General features: G+C 43.7%; 14 protein-coding genes and 5 tRNA genes. 16 read left to right on the top strand and 3 right to left on the bottom strand.

The annotated features are described in order from the left end of the window. Positions 1–110: 110 nt before the first annotated feature. Entirely contained in the window at positions 111–2129 is a 2019-nt protein-coding gene (gene rep / locus APB76_RS04145; protein ID WP_054963184.1) for a DNA helicase Rep, read from the top strand. Positions 2130–2203: 74 nt separating this feature from the next. Here rep and APB76_RS04140 read toward each other — a convergent pair whose 3' ends face one another. Next, positions 2204–2617 carry a c-type cytochrome gene (locus tag APB76_RS04140; protein ID WP_054963157.1) on the bottom strand — a complete coding sequence of 138 codons (414 nt, stop codon included), beginning with the start codon at positions 2615–2617 and terminating at the stop codon, positions 2204–2206. A gap of 307 nt (positions 2618–2924) precedes the next feature. On the opposite strand from APB76_RS04140, the gene APB76_RS04135 reads away from it, so the two are divergent. The 10 genes from APB76_RS04135 to APB76_RS04090 all read left to right on the top strand — a co-directional run bounded on the left by APB76_RS04135 (position 2925) and on the right by APB76_RS04090 (position 10743). Continuing rightward, positions 2925–3001: transfer RNA gene (locus APB76_RS04135), tRNA-Arg, on the top strand. Between the two features lie 34 nt (positions 3002–3035). After that, a tRNA-His gene (locus APB76_RS04130) sits at positions 3036–3111 on the top strand. Between the two features lie 154 nt (positions 3112–3265). Then, positions 3266–3342: transfer RNA gene (locus APB76_RS04125), tRNA-Pro, on the top strand. A 43-nt stretch (positions 3343–3385) separates the two neighbouring features. Then, positions 3386–3461, top strand: a tRNA-His gene (locus tag APB76_RS04120). 7 nt (positions 3462–3468) lie between these two features. Continuing rightward, a tRNA-Pro gene (locus APB76_RS04115) sits at positions 3469–3545 on the top strand. Positions 3546–4243: 698 nt separating this feature from the next. Next, positions 4244–5959 carry a dipeptide ABC transporter ATP-binding protein gene (locus tag APB76_RS04110; protein ID WP_049846374.1) on the top strand — a complete coding sequence of 572 codons (1716 nt, stop codon included), beginning with the start codon at positions 4244–4246 and terminating at the stop codon, positions 5957–5959. A gap of 87 nt (positions 5960–6046) precedes the next feature. Beyond that, the gene (locus tag APB76_RS04105) at positions 6047–7600 is read left to right on the top strand and encodes an ABC transporter substrate-binding protein (RefSeq protein WP_054963156.1); all 1554 of its coding nucleotides are present in this window, start codon (positions 6047–6049) and stop codon (positions 7598–7600) included. Between the two features lie 129 nt (positions 7601–7729). Next, positions 7730–8707 (top strand): ABC transporter permease, encoded by a 978-nt coding sequence (locus APB76_RS04100; protein ID WP_049846376.1) that lies wholly within the window; start codon positions 7730–7732, stop codon positions 8705–8707. Between the two features lie 2 nt (positions 8708–8709). After that, entirely contained in the window at positions 8710–9648 is a 939-nt protein-coding gene (locus APB76_RS04095) for an ABC transporter permease (protein WP_049846377.1), read from the top strand. Between the two features lie 171 nt (positions 9649–9819). Continuing rightward, complete coding sequence (locus tag APB76_RS04090) at positions 9820–10743, top strand: SPOR domain-containing protein (protein ID WP_054963155.1); 924 nt, start codon at positions 9820–9822, stop codon at positions 10741–10743. A 23-nt stretch (positions 10744–10766) separates the two neighbouring features. Here the strand turns inward: APB76_RS04090 and APB76_RS04085 are convergent, their stop codons facing one another. Beyond that, complete coding sequence (locus tag APB76_RS04085) at positions 10767–11525, bottom strand: hypothetical protein (protein WP_049846379.1); 759 nt, start codon at positions 11523–11525, stop codon at positions 10767–10769. Between the two features lie 104 nt (positions 11526–11629). Here APB76_RS04085 and APB76_RS04080 point away from each other — a divergent pair, with 104 nt between their 5' ends. Beyond that, positions 11630–12526 carry a response regulator gene (locus tag APB76_RS04080; protein ID WP_054963154.1) on the top strand — a complete coding sequence of 299 codons (897 nt, stop codon included), beginning with the start codon at positions 11630–11632 and terminating at the stop codon, positions 12524–12526. A 54-nt stretch (positions 12527–12580) separates the two neighbouring features. Here APB76_RS04080 and APB76_RS04075 read toward each other — a convergent pair whose 3' ends face one another. Further along, positions 12581–13498, bottom strand: a complete 918-nt coding sequence (locus APB76_RS04075) for a LysR family transcriptional regulator (RefSeq protein ID WP_054963153.1) — start codon at positions 13496–13498, stop codon at positions 12581–12583. A gap of 348 nt (positions 13499–13846) precedes the next feature. Between APB76_RS04075 and APB76_RS04070 the strand changes: the two genes are divergently transcribed. From APB76_RS04070 to APB76_RS04055, 4 genes are read left to right on the top strand one after another with little or no spacing between them, the layout of a single operon-like run. After that, positions 13847–14446: a hypothetical protein gene (locus tag APB76_RS04070; protein ID WP_054963152.1), complete on the top strand. Its 600-nt coding sequence runs from the start codon at positions 13847–13849 to the stop codon at positions 14444–14446. An 11-nt stretch (positions 14447–14457) separates the two neighbouring features. Then, positions 14458–15234 carry an AfsA-related hotdog domain-containing protein gene (locus APB76_RS04065; RefSeq protein WP_049846383.1) on the top strand — a complete coding sequence of 259 codons (777 nt, stop codon included), beginning with the start codon at positions 14458–14460 and terminating at the stop codon, positions 15232–15234. Further along, entirely contained in the window at positions 15227–16060 is an 834-nt protein-coding gene (locus APB76_RS04060) for a hypothetical protein (RefSeq protein WP_082880274.1), read from the top strand. The genes APB76_RS04065 and APB76_RS04060 overlap by 8 nt, the downstream gene beginning before the upstream one ends. Positions 16061–16062: 2 nt before the next feature. Beyond that, a complete protein-coding gene (locus APB76_RS04055) occupies positions 16063–16287 on the top strand; it encodes a 2-hydroxymuconate tautomerase (protein ID WP_049846385.1) in 225 nt (74 codons plus the stop codon).

Below are 16287 nucleotides of genomic sequence, written 5' to 3'. Positions count from 1 at the left end.
TCACACTTGTTGAGAAACATTTAGCTGTCGTTGTCTTGGCTATAAACATAGCAATCTGTCTGTTGCACTATTATTATATGCGCCACATTTTTCCTACCGCTGAGATGATCATGAAGCTGAACCCCAATCAAGATGAAGCAGTTAAATATGTATCTGGCCCTTGTTTGGTTCTCGCTGGAGCAGGGTCTGGTAAAACGCGTGTTATCACCAATAAAATTGCTTATCTGGTTCAGCAGTGCGGTTATAAAGCGCGTAATATCGCGGCAGTGACGTTTACCAATAAAGCGGCGCGTGAAATGAAAGAGCGCGTCGGCCAGACATTAGGTAAAAATGAATCAAAGGGGCTAATGGTCTCTACCTTCCATACTTTGGGCCTTAATATCATCAAGCGTGAATACAAATCATTAGGTCTAAAATCTGGATTTTCACTGTTTGATGATCAAGACCAGATGGCGCTGCTTAAAGAGCTGACAGAAAAACAGCTCGATGGTGATAAAGATCTACTGCGTCAGTTGCTCAGTACGATTTCTAACTGGAAAAACGACATGCTCACTCCTGAGCAAGCCAAAGCGCAGGCGAAGGGAGAGCAGCAACAGTTGTTTGCCTTCTGTTTTGAGATGTACCAGAAGCAAATGAAAGCCTATAACGCTCTCGACTTCGATGATTTGATCTCATTACCTGTTCTTCTACTGCGTACTAACGAGGAAGTTCGTCAGCGTTGGCAAAATCGAATTCGCTACCTGTTGGTCGATGAATACCAAGATACCAATACCAGCCAATACGATCTGGTTAAACTGATTGTCGGCGAACGAGGCCGATTAACCGTAGTAGGGGATGATGACCAGTCAATCTACTCTTGGCGTGGGGCAAAGCCGCAAAACTTGGTGTTGCTGGGTGAGGATTACCCAAACTTGCGCTTGATAAAGCTTGAGCAAAACTATCGCTCAACCAGTCGAATTCTGCGCGCTGCCAATATCCTTATTGCGAATAACCCACACGTGTATGAGAAGTCCCTGTTCTCAGAAATTCCTGATGGTGAAAAGCTCAAAGTTCTGCTGGCAAAAAATGAAGAGCATGAAGCTGAGCGAGTTACTGGTGAGCTTATTGCGCACAAATTCCTTAATCGCACTGAATATAAAGATTATGCGGTTTTGTATCGTGGTAACCACCAATCGCGCTTGATTGAAAAGTCTTTAATGCAAAACCGGGTGCCATATAAGTTATCTGGGGGCACCTCGTTCTTTGCTCGCGCTGAGATCAAAGACATCATGGCGTATTTGCGTGTCTTGGTTAACCCAGATGATGACAACGCATTTCTGCGTATTGTTAACACACCAAGACGTGAAATTGGCCCAGTAACATTAGAAAAACTCGGCAGTTACGCCAATATGCGTGGCAAAAGCTTATTTGAAGCCAGTTTTGAGCTAGGCTTGGAGCAGTCATTGAGTGGACGTGGGTTAGAGAATTTGCGTCGCTTCACTGCTTGGCTAGTTAAAATTGCCGACCAAGCAGAGCGTGGTGATACCGTTGAAGCGGTGCGTTCGCTAGTGCGTGATATCAACTATGAAGACTGGTTATACGAAACCTCTGCTAGTCCCAAAGCGGCAGAAATGCGGATGAAGAACGTGTCAGATCTCTACTCTTGGATTGTGGCGGACCTTGAAGGAGACAACTATGACCAAGAAGAAAAGAGTATAAAAGAAGTAGTTCAGCGTCTGACTCTGCGCGATATGATGGAGCGAGGCGAAGAAGATGATGATAGCGACGCAGTTCAATTAATGACACTGCACGCCTCTAAAGGTTTGGAGTTCCCATACGTCTACCTGATTGGCTCCGAAGAGGGAATTCTTCCGCACCAAACCAGCATTGATGAAGAGAACGTTGAAGAAGAACGCCGTTTAATGTATGTAGGGATCACTCGTGCGCAACGTGAGCTTACCTTTACTATGTGTAAAGAGCGTCGTCAGTTTGGAGAGTTAATTAAACCGACACAAAGTCGTTTTCTCGATGAGCTGCCATTTGACGATGTAGAATGGGAGCAAGTAAAGAAGCCTGTTACCCAAGAGGAACGAATGGCGAAAGGCCAAGCACATATTGCTAATCTAAGGTCTATGTTCAACAAGAAGTAATTGGGTTCAGCTGACAGAGACTAAAAAGGCTTGGTGAAAACCAAGCCTTTTCTATATCTATATAGAGGGTAATTCTATAGGCCTTCGATCATATGGTCGATAGCTGCGACGATTTCATCATCAGAACAGTCCATACATGAACCTTTCGCCGGCATTGCATTAAAGCCGTTGATAGCATGATCTTTTAGCACATCGTGGCCTTGTGCAATACGCGGAGCCCAGTCGCCAGCATCACCCGTTTTAGGTGCGCCGCTGACACCAGACGCGTGACACGCAATACAGAAAGTACCGTACACAGCTGCTCCATCGCGAGGGCCTGTTGGTTCTGCTTTCACGGGTTCTGCTCCTGCTAGGTAAACGTCACCAACAGGCTTAATACGTTCTGCAATTGCATCATATTCTTCTTGGCTTACATTCGCTGCAAAAGCGGTGCTAGAAAAAGTGATCGCAGCGACCAAAGCGGTTAACATTTTTCGAGACATATCCATTAAACTCACTTTACATTCCTGAAGGTAAGTGCGTGCTTACCCATTATTAGAGTGTGGCTTGACCAACAGTTATGCCCTGCCAAAAAGCATGGCCAGCTGTTAAATCAATGTAAATAATGGGTGATTATATCCTGTAAACTTGTTGCAATAAACAACAAGTTACCCGCTTTCAGGGGGGTATCTAATGGGAAATAGGGGTTTATCACACTTTAATTGCCGAAAAAGGCACCAAACGATAAAAAAAGTTGAAAAAGTACTAGACGACATAGTGTGATATACGTATTATTCCACTCCGCCGATAGGGCATGCGCCCGTAGCTCAGTTGGATAGAGCGTTGGCCTCCGGAGCCAAAGGTCGAAGGTTCGAATCCTTTCGGGCGTGCCATTCGCCTAAAGGTATATCGGTAAAAATTACAGTGGTGGCTATAGCTCAGTTGGTAGAGCCCTGGATTGTGATTCCAGTTGTCGCGGGTTCAAGTCCCGTTAGCCACCCCATTTATTAAGGTAACCTAGGTTTCCTGTTCGGATGAAAATCGGGACAAAACATAAGTCGGTGAATAGCGTTGTTTGTAGCGCATATCGGCACTTGGAATAAGCGGTAGCAGAGGGTAGACCCTCTATTAACGTAACCAAGTAAAAAAAAATTCGTCGGTGAATAGCGCAGCTTGGTAGCGCATCTGGTTTGGGACCAGAGGGTCGGGGGTTCGAATCCCTCTTCACCGACCACTATTTCAATAATTGCTCTGGCAGTTATACAAAAAAATCTGTGGTGGCTATAGCTCAGTTGGTAGAGCCCTGGATTGTGATTCCGGTGGTCGCGAGTTCGAATCTCGTTAGCCACCCCATTGATTTCGGTGAATAGCGCAGCTTGGTAGCGCATCTGGTTTGGGACCAGAGGGTCGGGGGTTCGAATCCCTCTTCACCGACCACTATTGAAGCCCTAGTCGAAAGACTAGGGCTTTTTTACATCTTGAGAACTGTACATTTGATTAGAACCCAAAGTGGGGTTCGCCTGATGTTCAAAAAATGGCTCTTCACCGACCACTATTAAAAAGCCTCGTCAGAAATGACGAGGCTTTTTGCATTTAGGAACGAGCTGCGCCTTACAGAACGCTGCGCATCCCGCATCCCGTCCTTATACTTAAGCATTAACTAGCTTTAGTAAGGCAATAAAAAATCGCAGATAATAGATTCAGTTCAACTCATTCTTGTTTTGCTTTAATTCCATACAAATAAAGAAAATTGGATAAAAAAACTGATATTAAGAAAATATTCAGACTAATGTTTTAAAGTTGTTAATATTAGTAGGAGTGTTTTTGATGAATGATTATTCTTTTCCTTGTTATAACTAAATGCCATTTAAAATAACCAAAAGTTAAGTTTCAACAGGTCTGTGACCTGTTTTTAGCGCAGGTATGACCAATGGATGATATAGCTCTATTGCATATTTATTTGGCTATGCTGCTTGTTTTTTGTCCGTTCTCGACTTTTTATCCTATCTTTGTTGCTTTTCTGTGAATTTTTTGCCAAATTGATGACCTTGTAATTTGCCAGAATGATATTCTGGCTCGAATGGATTCACTTTTCAGACAGGGCAGAAAGCTGCCGAAGCAGTAGAGGTCTGGTAATGTCACTTTTAGAAGTTAAAAATCTTCGAATAGAGTACCCTTCGCGTCATGGTATCCATGCCGCTGTTAAATCACTCTCCTTTAATATTGAACGTGGGGAGATCGTCGGCGTTGTTGGCGAATCTGGTGCAGGTAAGTCGACCGTTGGTAATGCGGTTATCGATTTGCTGAGTCCTCCTGGTCGCATTGCTAGTGGTGATGTTTATCTAGACGGTAAGCAGATTTCTGGTTTAACGCCAGAGCAAATGCGTAGTGTTCGAGGCTCTAAAATTGGGTTTATTTTTCAAGACCCAATGACTTCTCTAAATCCACTTTTTACCGTTGAACAGCAACTTAAAGAAACCATTCATGCCAATATGAAGGTATCTGATGAACAGGCATATCAACGGGCTCTCTCTTTAATGCAACAGGTTGGGATTCCTCAACCAGAAAATCGCTTGAAGCAGTATCCGCATCAGTTTTCTGGTGGTATGCGCCAGCGTGTCGTTATCGCTATTGCTCTGGCCGGTGAACCGGATCTGATCATCGCTGATGAACCGACCACAGCGCTAGACGTTTCGATTCAAGACCAAATTTTGAGCTTAATCCGAGAGTTATGTATCCAGAATAATGTCGGTTGTATGCTGGTCACCCACGATATGGGGGTGGTTTCTAACGTAACGGATCGCGTAGCGGTAATGTATCGCGGTGATTTGGTTGAATTTGGCCCTACCGCTAAGGTTCTTGGTCAGCCTGACCATTCATACACGCGTAGCTTAATTTCTGCTGTTCCGCGTTCAGATATGAAGCTGGCTCGTTTTCCATTAGTGAGTTACATCGAGGAGGCGCATGAGATGGAGCCGCTTGATGTTAAGAATCACTGGTTAGGTCAAAGCCAAGATCACCGAGAGTACACCGGTTCACTTCTAAACGTAGAAAACGTCAATCTACGCTTTATCACTAAAGATTCTCTGTTCGAAAGTCGCCGCGAATATGTTCAAGCTTCTAACAATGTTAGTTTTGAAGTCTTCGAAGGCGAGACGTTTGGTTTGGTAGGCGAGTCGGGCTCTGGTAAATCAACCATTGCACGAGTGATAGCTGGCTTGTACACACCGAACTCTGGCAAGGTAACGTTTGAAGGTATTGACCTAACTTCTTTGAAATCCGAGAAAGAGCGCCGCCCACTACGCCGCCAGATGCAGATGGTGTTCCAAAACCCATACACTTCTATGAACCCGCGTATGAAAATCTTTGACATCATCGCGGAACCTATCCGATTCCATAAGTTGACCAATAGCGAAACTGAAACACGTCAGATCGTGAACGATCTACTTGATCACGTTGGTCTGGGCAAAATGGCAGGGGTGAAATACCCACATGAGTTTTCAGGTGGTCAGCGTCAGCGTATTTCGATTGCACGTGCACTCGCAACACGTCCGCGTCTGCTGATTTGTGATGAGCCGACCTCAGCACTGGATGTATCGGTACAAGCGCAAATTCTTAACCTGCTGAAAGATTTACAAGATGAGTTAAATCTAACCATGCTGTTTATCAGTCACGATTTACCCGTTATTCGTCAGATGTGTGACCGAGTGGGAGTGATGCAGATGGGGACGCTACTGGAAGTGGCGCCTACCGAGCAGCTATTTAGATCGCCTCAGCACGAATACAGTAAACAACTGATTTCTTTAATGCCTGAATTTACGGGCTTAAGAGAAGAAGTAAAAACGGCGTAAGTCGTGATTCTTTCCCGTTTTGACGGGCAATAAACAGAAGCAAACACAACAACTAGGGATAGAAAATCCCGCATAAGGAGTTATGCAATGAAAACCATGAAAAGCAAACTAGCAGTGGCTTTAATGGCAGCTGGCCTTAGCTTTGGTGCAGCAGCAGCAGATATTACCGTAGCTTATGACGCTGACCCAGTGTCACTTGACCCGCATGAGCAGCTATCTGGCGGCACACTGCAAATGTCTCACATGGTATTTGACCCGCTGATTCGCTTTAACCAGAAGATGGAATTTGAACCTCGTCTAGCGGAATCCTGGGAGCGTATTGACGGCGAAACAATGCATTTCAACATTCGCCAAGGCGTTAAGTTCCACTCAGGTAACACGCTAACCGCTGACGATGTGGTTTGGACGTTTGACCGTCTGAAGAACTCACCAGACTTTAAAGGTATCTTTGGCCCAATCGTTTCGATTTCAAAAGTTGGCGAATACGAAGTAGAAGTAAAAACTGACGGCGTTTACCCACTTGTAGAAAACGTCATGACTTACTTATTCCCAATGGACAGCAAGTTCTACTCGGGCAAAACGGAAGACGGCAAAGATAAAGCTGAGCTAGTTAAGCACGGTAACTCTTTCGCATCGACTAACGTATCCGGTACTGGTCCTTTCATCATCACTCAACGTGAGCAAGGTGTAAAAGTTACTTTCGAACGCTTCAATGATTACTGGGGTAACGCTTCTGGCGGTAACGTCGACAAGCTAACACTAGTACCAATCAAAGAAGACGCGACTCGCGTTGCTGCGCTTCTTTCTGGTGATGTAGACATGATCGCCCCTGTAGCACCTAATGACTACAAACGTATCAAGAAAGCTGACAGCGTAGATCTTTACACTATGCCAGGTACGCGCGTCATTACCTTCCAAATGAACCAGAACAGTAACCCAGCTCTGAAAGATGTTCGCGTTCGTCAAGCGATTACTTACGCAATCAATAACGAAGGTATTACTAAGAAAGTTATGAAGGGTGCGGCAACTGCGGCTGGTCAGCAGAGCCCAGTTGGTTTTGTAGGCTTTAATGACGCTCTAAAACCTCGCTACGATCTTAACAAAGCGAAAGCCTTGATGAAAGAAGCAGGTTACGAGAATGGCTTTACGCTAACTATGATGGCGCCAAACAACCGTTACGTGAACGATGACAAGATTGCTCAAGCGTCGGCGGCAATGCTATCTAAGATTGGTATTAAGGTTGACCTTAAGACAATGCCTAAAGCTCAGTACTGGCCTGAATTCGATAAGTGTGCAGCAGACATGCTCATGATCGGCTGGCACCCAGATACAGAAGATTCAGGTAACTTCACTGAGTTCCTAGCAATGACGCGTAATGCTGAAACCGGTAAGGGCCAGTACAACTGTGGTCACTACTCAAACGCAGAAGTCGATAAGCTAATTGAAGACACCAACAAGATGACTGACCTTAAGAAACGTAGTGCCTCTTTGAAGAAAGTTGAAGAGATTCTATACAATGAAGCGGCATTCGTTCCTCTACATTGGCAAGATCCTTCATGGGCAGCGAAAGGTAACGTTGAGATTGGTCCAATTATCAACGGTATGAACTTCCCATACTTTGGTGACCTAGTGGTTAAATAATCACTAGTGAGCTAGGCCAAGTGCTCATTGAACAGAGCACTTGGTCGACTTTTGGTGCTTAGCTTTGTTTCAGTCGGGTTAAGTGCCATTTTTCAGACTGAAATCTATGGAAAGTTAAAGGGGCAAGGAATGTTTTCGTTTCTGGTCAAGCGCCTGTTTCAGGCACTGATAGTGATGTTTGTGATCAGTCTAGTGGCGTTTGCCATTCAGGATAACCTCGGCGACCCATTGCGTGAGCTTGTTGGTCAATCGGTTTCTGAATCAGAGCGCCAAGCTTTGCGTGACGAACTAGGTTTGAATGATCCCTTCATTACAAAATACACTCGCTTTGTAGGCAATGCGCTACAAGGTGATCTCGGTACTTCATACTTCTTCAAGCGCCCTGCGGTTGAAGTGATTCTGGATAAATTGGTGGCAACGCTAGAACTGGTGTTCGGCGCTACGCTCATCATTGTATTCTGCTCAATTCCCCTTGGTGTTTACTCAGCCATTCACCCAAAAAGTTTATTTACCAAAATTGTCATGGCTGGCAGTAGCATAGGGATTTCGATTCCGGTTTTCTTAACCGCAATCATGCTGATGTATGTGTTCTCTATTGAGTTGGGCTGGCTACCATCTTATGGCCGTGGTGAGACTGCCAATCTTCTTGGCTGGGAATCTGGTTATTTCACCTTAGATGGCTTAGCTCACCTGGTTTTACCTTGCATTGCGCTCGCTTCTATCATGCTGCCACTATTTATTCGCTTGGTCCGTTCAGAGATGCTTGAAGTGCTTAGCTCGGAATACATTAAATTTGGTAAAGCGAAAGGCCTGGCTCTAAATAAAATCTATTACCAGCACGCTCTGAAAAACACAATGCTTCCTGTACTAACCGTTGGTGGTGTTCAAATTGGTACCATGGTCGCTTATACAATTCTGACTGAAACTGTCTTCCAATGGCCTGGAACTGGTTTCCTTTTCCTTGAAGCAATCAACCGTGTTGATACACCGCTAATCACCGCTTACGTCATCTTTGTTGGTCTGATTTTCGTTGTAACCAACACGATTGTTGATTTGCTATACGGTGTCATTAACCCGACCGTTAATTTAACAGGTAAAGGAGCTTAACCATGAGTCAAACTGCAGCAGCTCCTTCACGTTGGGAGCGATTTAAACAATCGGATTTCTTGTATTACTTTAAACGCGACAAAGTGGCTATGACCAGTTTTACCGTGTTTATGTTGTTCTTGGTGATGGCTCTGGCCGCGCCAATCCTTTCACCAACTGACCCATACGATTTGTCGTCGATTGATATTATGGATTCAGAGCTTCCACCGGCATGGATGGAAGATGGCGATGAGAACTTCCTATTAGGGACCGACGAGCAAGGTCGTGACATCCTGTCGACTATTCTCTACGGTTCGCGCCTATCTCTGACTATTGGTTTCCTAGCGGTAGGTCTACAGCTAGTGCTTGGGATTGTGATTGGTCTTTCGGCGGGTTACTTCGGTGGTCGTATTGATAGTTTCTTGATGCGTTTCGCGGATGTTCAGTTATCGTTCTCTACCATGATGGTGGCAATCATTGTCTCGGCTATCTTTAAAGCCAGCTTTGGTAGTGATTTCTACAGCCAGTATGCGGTCGTCATGCTGGTGGTGATCATTGGTGTAGCTGAATGGCCGCAGTATGCACGTACAATTCGTGCTTCAGTGTTGGCAGAGAAGAAGAAAGAGTACGTAGAGGCGGCACGTGTGATGGGCTTTAAAGCTCCGCGCATCATGTTCCGTCACATCCTACCAAACTGTTTATCGCCTATCTTGGTGATTTCGACCGTACAGGTGGCAAATGCCATCATGTCAGAGGCGGCACTTTCTTTCCTAGGTTTAGGTCTCCCGGTAGACCAACCTTCTTTGGGCGCACTGATTAGCATTGGATTTAACTACATTTTCTCTGGTGCATGGTGGATTACGGCATTCCCGGGTATCGTACTGGTGACTTTAGTCTTGGTTATCAATTTACTTGGTGACTGGTTGCGTGACGTATTTAACCCAAAAATCTACAAAGGGTGATCCAAGCCTAAGATTTGATTATAAAAACCTATCTAAACTAAGAGCCGTAATTAATTACGGCTCTTTTTTTGCATTCTCATTTTCAGGGCAGTGAACCGTCAAGAAAGTCACTATAGTGATCCACGTAGATGGATAAACTCGAAGTTAAGTTTATAGAGTATGGATATCAATATGGCCTCAAAGCCTAATCAAACTTTTTTGAAGTGTTGGAGTCTTGCTGCAGCATTAGCCTTGCCCGCTTTGTCAGCCCCAACGCTTGCTGAAGAATTTTTATGCGATGCAACTCAGGCATCAACCAATGAGTTGCCGTTGTTAGATAAGTCGTGCCCGATTGGTAAAGGACTATGGGGTAAATCTCAGCCGCGTGGCCAAGAGTCAACATTCTGGATTCAGTGTGGTGTGTTTAGCAAGCCGCTACCTCTTGTAAAGGCTAAAAAGCTTTACCAGCACATATCGACCGATGTCTGGGCAAAGCCTGAAGCAAAAGCTTATCGTTGTCTGATTGGCCCATATAAAGGTTTCGCTCAAGCAAATGCGGAGCTGGCGAAAGTGAAAAGTGAGCCCGGCTACAAGGAAGCGTTTGTCCGAGAAGTGGTGAAAGGGGCTCCTGTAAAGCAGGCAATGGTTAAGCCACAACCTAAACCTAAGTCAAAGCCGGCTGCAAAGTCGCAGCAATCGACCACTGTGATTCCTGCACTAGTGAAAGCGAAGCCGGAGCCTACAGCAATCAAGCCTATGGCTCAGGAGCCTAAAAAGCGTCAATCTGATGTTTCAATTCGCTTAACGGCGACGGTGTCTGGTATCGAGTACAAGGTGCCATATACTATGTTTAGTGACGACCAGTTTTATATGGAGCACGAGCTACCTTGGAACAGGCTCAACTATGAAGGTGCCTATAAGACTTGTTATCGCTTGGATATGCGCTTAGCGACCTCTAGCGAGTGGAAAGCACTGCTTGACTCTAACGTGATGCAGAAAGATAAATGGCCGATGCATTTGCCGTATTGGGGCGCAGAGAAATCAGGGCTGTTTACCAGTGGTAAAACCAACAAACTTAAAGGCACTTCACTGCTGAATGTGGTGTGTGTGAAATAGCATAGGAAGTCAGTGGCGGTGAGCTACTGACTTTTTTGTTCTGCTTCTTGCAACAATTCCAAGTACTTCTTCTCAACAAAATCTTTTTCTTTGCTCATATGGTGTAGCTGTTGCTTAGAGGCTTCAAGTTCTTCCGCTAAATCTGATGTATCACCTTGTGAAGCTAGCTTCTGCTTGTATTCTTCGATTTGGTCAAGCAGTTGTTGTTTTTCTTGTTTGAATTCTTTGGCCAAGTTTGCCGTACCCCCTGACTCGCTGATTTGAATATATTCCTGCTCAAGCTGCTCAAATTGTTTCTCTAGTTGATCTTTTTCTAACTGTAAACTTTCTACGGTATCAGTTTGTTTGTGCAGGCGGTTTTTGGCATTTCGTAGACCTTTAACGCTTTTATCTAAATCACCTTTCAATTTCTTTATCAGGCGATGAGATTTATTTAGTTTTTGGTTCAGCTCATCAATCGATTCTTGCTCTTGTGCGCTAAGCTCACCTTTGGCTGCTTTTATCTGAGATACCTGACTTTCTAGCGCTTGCTGAATAATAATCAGGTCATTAAGAGTATCGCTATTATCTGCGGTATAGCTTAGTGCTTTGTCGACAGACTGTTGGCATAGCTCGTATGTATTTCTGTCCATATCGCGGCCGCTGACCACTTGTCGAGCAAACTGGCGAAACTCGCGCAGAATCAAAAGCAAAATTACGAACCACACCAAAAGGATAAGTAGTCCAAAGTCTACGGCGAGGGCTATCAGGTTTTCTAGGGTTAAAATTGACACTAATTCCATCTATCAAATACGCAAGTTGGGACATTCATCGTCTGTAAGTTTAGTTGCCAGTGAAAAATGTGCCTATAATTTAGACAGTTCAGTGCAGGAGGTGATGGCGACCCGTGAAAATTTTGATTGTGGATGACAGTAAGGCGACATTAGAGATTGTCAGGCGGGGCTTAGAGAGCTTTGGTTATTGTCGTTTATCGATTGAGAAAACCTGTAGCGCAACTAAGGCACTGGAATTGGCTAAAGAATGGCATCCTGAGATAGTGTTAACTGACTGGTATATGCCGGATATGACAGGGCTGACGTTAACCGAAGAGCTAATGAAACTCGGTGCAGGAATCAAAGTGGGGATGATTACCACCGTTGATGACCAAAGCCAAATTCAACAAGCTCAGGCGGCAGGTGCTAGTTTTGTGCTCACTAAACCCTTTGAAGACAGTGAATTACATCGCTACTTACTGCCTTTAGTTCAAGGTGTTGAAGAAAGTAAGAAAACGCTCGACTCAATCACTGAAGTCCAAAAAGAGTTAGCGTTACCCAAGCTGTCACAACTAGAGAAACTACTTCAAAGAGAGCTAGGCAACAGCTTAACCCTCAACAATATTGCCCCACAATTATTCGATGAGAGTAAAATTCCCTGCCTGTTAGCGGTTTATGAAGACACCGCAACTCAGAGACCTCGTGCAGTAGCGATACTAGACCTTCACGCTATTTGCGTTTTTGCTCAGTCGAGTTCGTCAATCTCTAAAGCGGATATTGAGCAAGTAATTCAAAGTAAGCTGGCGAGCAAAGGAGTGTTAGATGCCTGCCATCAAGTACTCGAGCGCTCTGCTTTGGCATTTTTGGACAGTCAAACTCGTAAAAGCCTGCGCTTAAAAAACATCAGTTTTGTCCCCAGTGCATTTGAGAAGTTGAAAACCTTATATGATAAAGATGCCGATAAGCGGGTTGATTTTACTTGTCAGCTTAAAGATTCACTACAAGGGAAAGTGACTTTGGTGGGTTTCTAACTGAGTAATCGTGCCGGAAAGAGGGACTCATTTCTCCCTTGGGAAGCGCCAGTGTTATCGGGATGACTTTAGGTTCTCGATTGCATCGAAGATATGCGGCCTTCTATCGTTGTTTTTAATCGCAGCATAGACGTCGATATTTAGATACTTACTATGAGCGTCAGAGAGCTCTTTATAGCATAAGCCATCATTGTAAAAGGTACACATCGAACGAGGCATCAATGCCATGGCGTTACCCTTGGCAATTTTGGAGAGCATCACAATAGTATCGTCAGGCTCTTTTATTCTTTTCAGTGGGAAAGGGAGCTTTTCAAACAGTTTCTCGCACTTTTCGTAAAAAGCAGGGTTGGCACTCCAAGGAAACCAAAATAAAGGTAACTCAGATACATCTTCAAGCGAGACTTGAATTTGTGTTGCGGCTTCGTGTGAAGAGGGCATAGCGAGTAACAGTGGCTCGCGATATATCCAATGGAAAGATATATCTTCTTCTACGCGAGTATTTTGTTCTCCAATGAGAGCGATATCTAATGAGTTCTTTTGCAGGCTGTGAATTAGTTGACTTGAATTCATATTATGAACATCAGCGCTCTCAAGTCCAACGAGAGAGCTCAAAGCCTCTGCGATTGGAGAAATGTTCTCGAAATTTAGAGTATTAGTCGCCCCCACTCTAATTTTATCGACACTTCTTGCGTTCAGAGCTTTCAGTCCACTAATTAGGCATAAGATTTTTTCTGCTTCAATGAGAAGGTCATTGCCTGATTTAGTTAGGTGTACGCCATGAGTGTTACGATTAAATAATTCATAACCAAGTAAATCCTCTAGGCACCTTATTTGCCTAGTTAGTGGCGGCTGAGTCATATTTATGCGCTCAGCCGCCTTACGGAAGTTAAGTTCCTGCGCAACGGCCAAAAAACATTGAAGTTGCTTAACGGTCGGCAAACTACTGTTGGTTAAAATGGATCTAATACTCATACAGATCTTATGGGCAAAAACAACATCAATAACATTAAAGTAATGTCTTTATTTTATTCAGAATGTGAATAGTTTTCATTATAAAGGTTAGTATTTATAAATAACAAGATAAATGTAGTTAATTTTTTGCTGAGTGTCCACACACTGAAAAATTTGCAGCCCTCCTTATTGAGGCTTGTGTTTATATGCACTTCTCTCATTAGTCTTAATGATGAAATTGAATTTAGTAGTGATTCAAAAATAAGCTATAAACTTGGTGTTGATTCAAAAATTAAATTACATAATTAGTAATTCCACAACTATCAATAGCTGTTAGTTTTGTTGCTCCTTAATTAAATGGAGTTAAACATGTCTACAAACTACCTTTTGGTCTCTCGATACCCCGTTAAAAATATTGATAACAAAACAATTGATAGTATTAAATGTAACGAGAGTTCTAGATATTTTATTAGCGAAGATGGAAATAATGAGCTATTGGAATTGAAGGCTATAAATAAAATAGAAGATATTTCAAATTTAGAGAAAGGACTCATAGATGCATTTACTGTTAATAAAGATTACTTGTCTGGTGATATAAAACGCGAATTGCTTAGATTCGTAGAGGCACCTATTGCTAGTGAGTCAGAGTTGCCAAGTACGGAGTTTGTGCAGTTGCGACATGTCGAAGTGCCTGCAGAGCGTTACGATGACTATCTTGAGTGGCGCGATAGAACAATATTTAATGTAGTACGAGACAATGCCGACAAGATTAATAGCTTTGAAGCCTATCATTCTCTGATTAGTGGTCAGCCAGGTGTTCTTTTTGTTTCTTCATTCAATGGAAATGTAGATGAATATATGCAGCCATTTAATGATGAAAACTATAAAGAGATTATTAAGCAAGCTGGTGATGATTATATTACTGGTGGGGATGAAGGACTATATACGCGTCTATATAGAGCAATGTAAGAGCAAGTGATATGGAAGTTAATAAAATTGTAGTTGTTGGTGATAAATATTCAGAGTATGCCAATGGAAAAAAAGCTTTAACTATTTCTCAGTTAGAATTGTTAGCAAAGCTACCAGACAATCTATTTCCTGATGAGCATGAGCTGATTGCGGGGCAAGGTGTTTGTAAGCACAAAGCCAAGAAAGTTATTGATGATATTGGCAATAATATAAAGCTGAAAAGCAAGCTCAAAACTTGTTCAGTAGAAAAGCTAGCTTCTGAGCATAAAAATCGTCATACCCACAAATGGGATGAGCGAAATATTCTAATTGGTCAGGCTGAAAAAGTTGATCATAAGTTAGATATGTACGCACTGCCCCTCGTTATTGATGATAACTGCGAATTGATGGGAGACCATCAGACAGGGCAGCATGTTCAAGGAATGTTGCTGGTTGAAGCTTGTCGCCAGGCGTTTATTGCCGTTACTGAAGAGTTTGTTTACCAAAAACAAAACGACAAGTATTACGTTATCAACAGTATGTCGATTGATTTTGCGAATTTCCTATTCCCTCTACCTGCAATCGTACATTTTGAGTTTGTCGAGAAGGATGTGAATGATCGCCGTGGAAGATTCAAAGCTCGTATGAGTGTGATGCAGAATCAAACTGTGTGCGCCAGTATGGACGTATCTTTTGCTGTCTACTCTGCCAAATCGATAATTGCTAAAGAGGGGGAACTAGCTGAATCCGCCACTGAGGCGGTTGTGAGCCCTAGTCACCATTTTAGTATGGAGCAAGACTGTGCGTAGAAGTTACCAACTATCGGCTACGACACAAGGCCCGCTCTATCCTCCCGCAGAAGTTATGGATGCAGAGGGTAACTTCGTCGTTGTAGGGCAAATCCCAAGTGATAGTGGTGTTTCTTGGTCTGGCGCAATTGTTGCGCCAGAAACCCCTGTACCTGCATTTGGCGAGATCAAACCGTATCACATCGTTACTCAAATAGAACAACTCTCTGAGCAGCAAATGAAGGATATTACCTTGTTCACGCTTCCTTTGCCTTTGCCTTCGAACAACTATCCGATGGTTTTTGCTCCAGAGCAGAGGCCGCAAGCTAGTACGGAGGTGAGGCCAAGCCTTCCTCTTCATCAGGGATATATAGAAGACTATCGGTATCAAGATGGTAAGCGGCGCATTGCACCGATTAACTTATACGATTGGCTGCAAGCTAAAGGAGAGCTGACAGTTACCTTAAATGATGACAAGCAGTTAGCTCGTTTTGATTTTCAATTTAGCAACCTAGTTCCTAACAGCCTCTATACCGTAATGAGCCTAAGAGAGAAGGATCTCTGTCCCGAATCTCCGACTCGGCCAGGGCCACTAGGTATCCCGAATGTTTTTGTTACTGACTCTTTAGGCAGTGCTCAGTTTTGGGCCGAATTACCTGACCCATTTCCTGCCCATGAATCAGAAGGTAACCGAGTAATTAATGTTGTCGTCTTATATATGAGTTCTCGGCAAAGTTATGGCGGCGCGATTGGTCTGCATGGTCTCGGTGGAGACATTCACGCCCAGTTAAAGCTTGAGCAACGCTCGTTTGATGAATTTGTGACTACGAATAATAGGGAAGAATAAAGATGCCTTTTATCCATATTACCACTTGGAAAATGAACAACGAAGAGCAAGTAAAAGGGATGCTCGAAGACATAACACTGGCGGTGCATAAGAATACTGGTGCACCTTTAGATAAGATCTCTGTCGCTGTGACAGAAGTCGCTCCAAACCGCTGGGCCGACGCTGGAGTGGTAGGAAATGAGCCTGACTTTCCAGTGAAGAGTCGTCGCTTAAACTACGAGGAGTGA

Origin of the sequence: Vibrio bivalvicida, assembly GCF_001399455.2 — a bacterium.
Lineage (GTDB): Bacteria > Pseudomonadota > Gammaproteobacteria > Enterobacterales > Vibrionaceae > Vibrio > Vibrio bivalvicida.
This window is presented reverse-complemented; position numbering and strand designations above follow the sequence as displayed.

What these genes read in the sequence shown, in the direction of transcription:
- APB76_RS04070 (WP_054963152.1), top strand. Translation starts at nt 13,847, where the DNA reads ATGTCTACAAACTACCTTTTGGTCTCTCGATACCCCGTTAAAAATATT.
- APB76_RS04065 (WP_049846383.1), top strand. Translation starts at nt 14,458, where the DNA reads ATGGAAGTTAATAAAATTGTAGTTGTTGGTGATAAATATTCAGAGTAT.
- APB76_RS04095 (WP_049846377.1), top strand. Translation starts at nt 8,710, where the DNA reads ATGAGTCAAACTGCAGCAGCTCCTTCACGTTGGGAGCGATTTAAACAA.
- APB76_RS04055 (WP_049846385.1), top strand. Translation starts at nt 16,063, where the DNA reads ATGCCTTTTATCCATATTACCACTTGGAAAATGAACAACGAAGAGCAA.
- APB76_RS04090 (WP_054963155.1), top strand. Translation starts at nt 9,820, where the DNA reads ATGGCCTCAAAGCCTAATCAAACTTTTTTGAAGTGTTGGAGTCTTGCT.
- APB76_RS04100 (WP_049846376.1), top strand. Translation starts at nt 7,730, where the DNA reads ATGTTTTCGTTTCTGGTCAAGCGCCTGTTTCAGGCACTGATAGTGATG.
- APB76_RS04110 (WP_049846374.1), top strand. Translation starts at nt 4,244, where the DNA reads ATGTCACTTTTAGAAGTTAAAAATCTTCGAATAGAGTACCCTTCGCGT.
- APB76_RS04105 (WP_054963156.1), top strand. Translation starts at nt 6,047, where the DNA reads ATGAAAACCATGAAAAGCAAACTAGCAGTGGCTTTAATGGCAGCTGGC.
- APB76_RS04140 (WP_054963157.1), bottom strand. Translation starts at nt 2,617, where the DNA reads ATGGATATGTCTCGAAAAATGTTAACCGCTTTGGTCGCTGCGATCACT.
- APB76_RS04085 (WP_049846379.1), bottom strand. Translation starts at nt 11,525, where the DNA reads ATGGAATTAGTGTCAATTTTAACCCTAGAAAACCTGATAGCCCTCGCC.
- rep (WP_054963184.1), top strand. Translation starts at nt 111, where the DNA reads ATGAAGCTGAACCCCAATCAAGATGAAGCAGTTAAATATGTATCTGGC.
- APB76_RS04075 (WP_054963153.1), bottom strand. Translation starts at nt 13,498, where the DNA reads ATGAGTATTAGATCCATTTTAACCAACAGTAGTTTGCCGACCGTTAAG.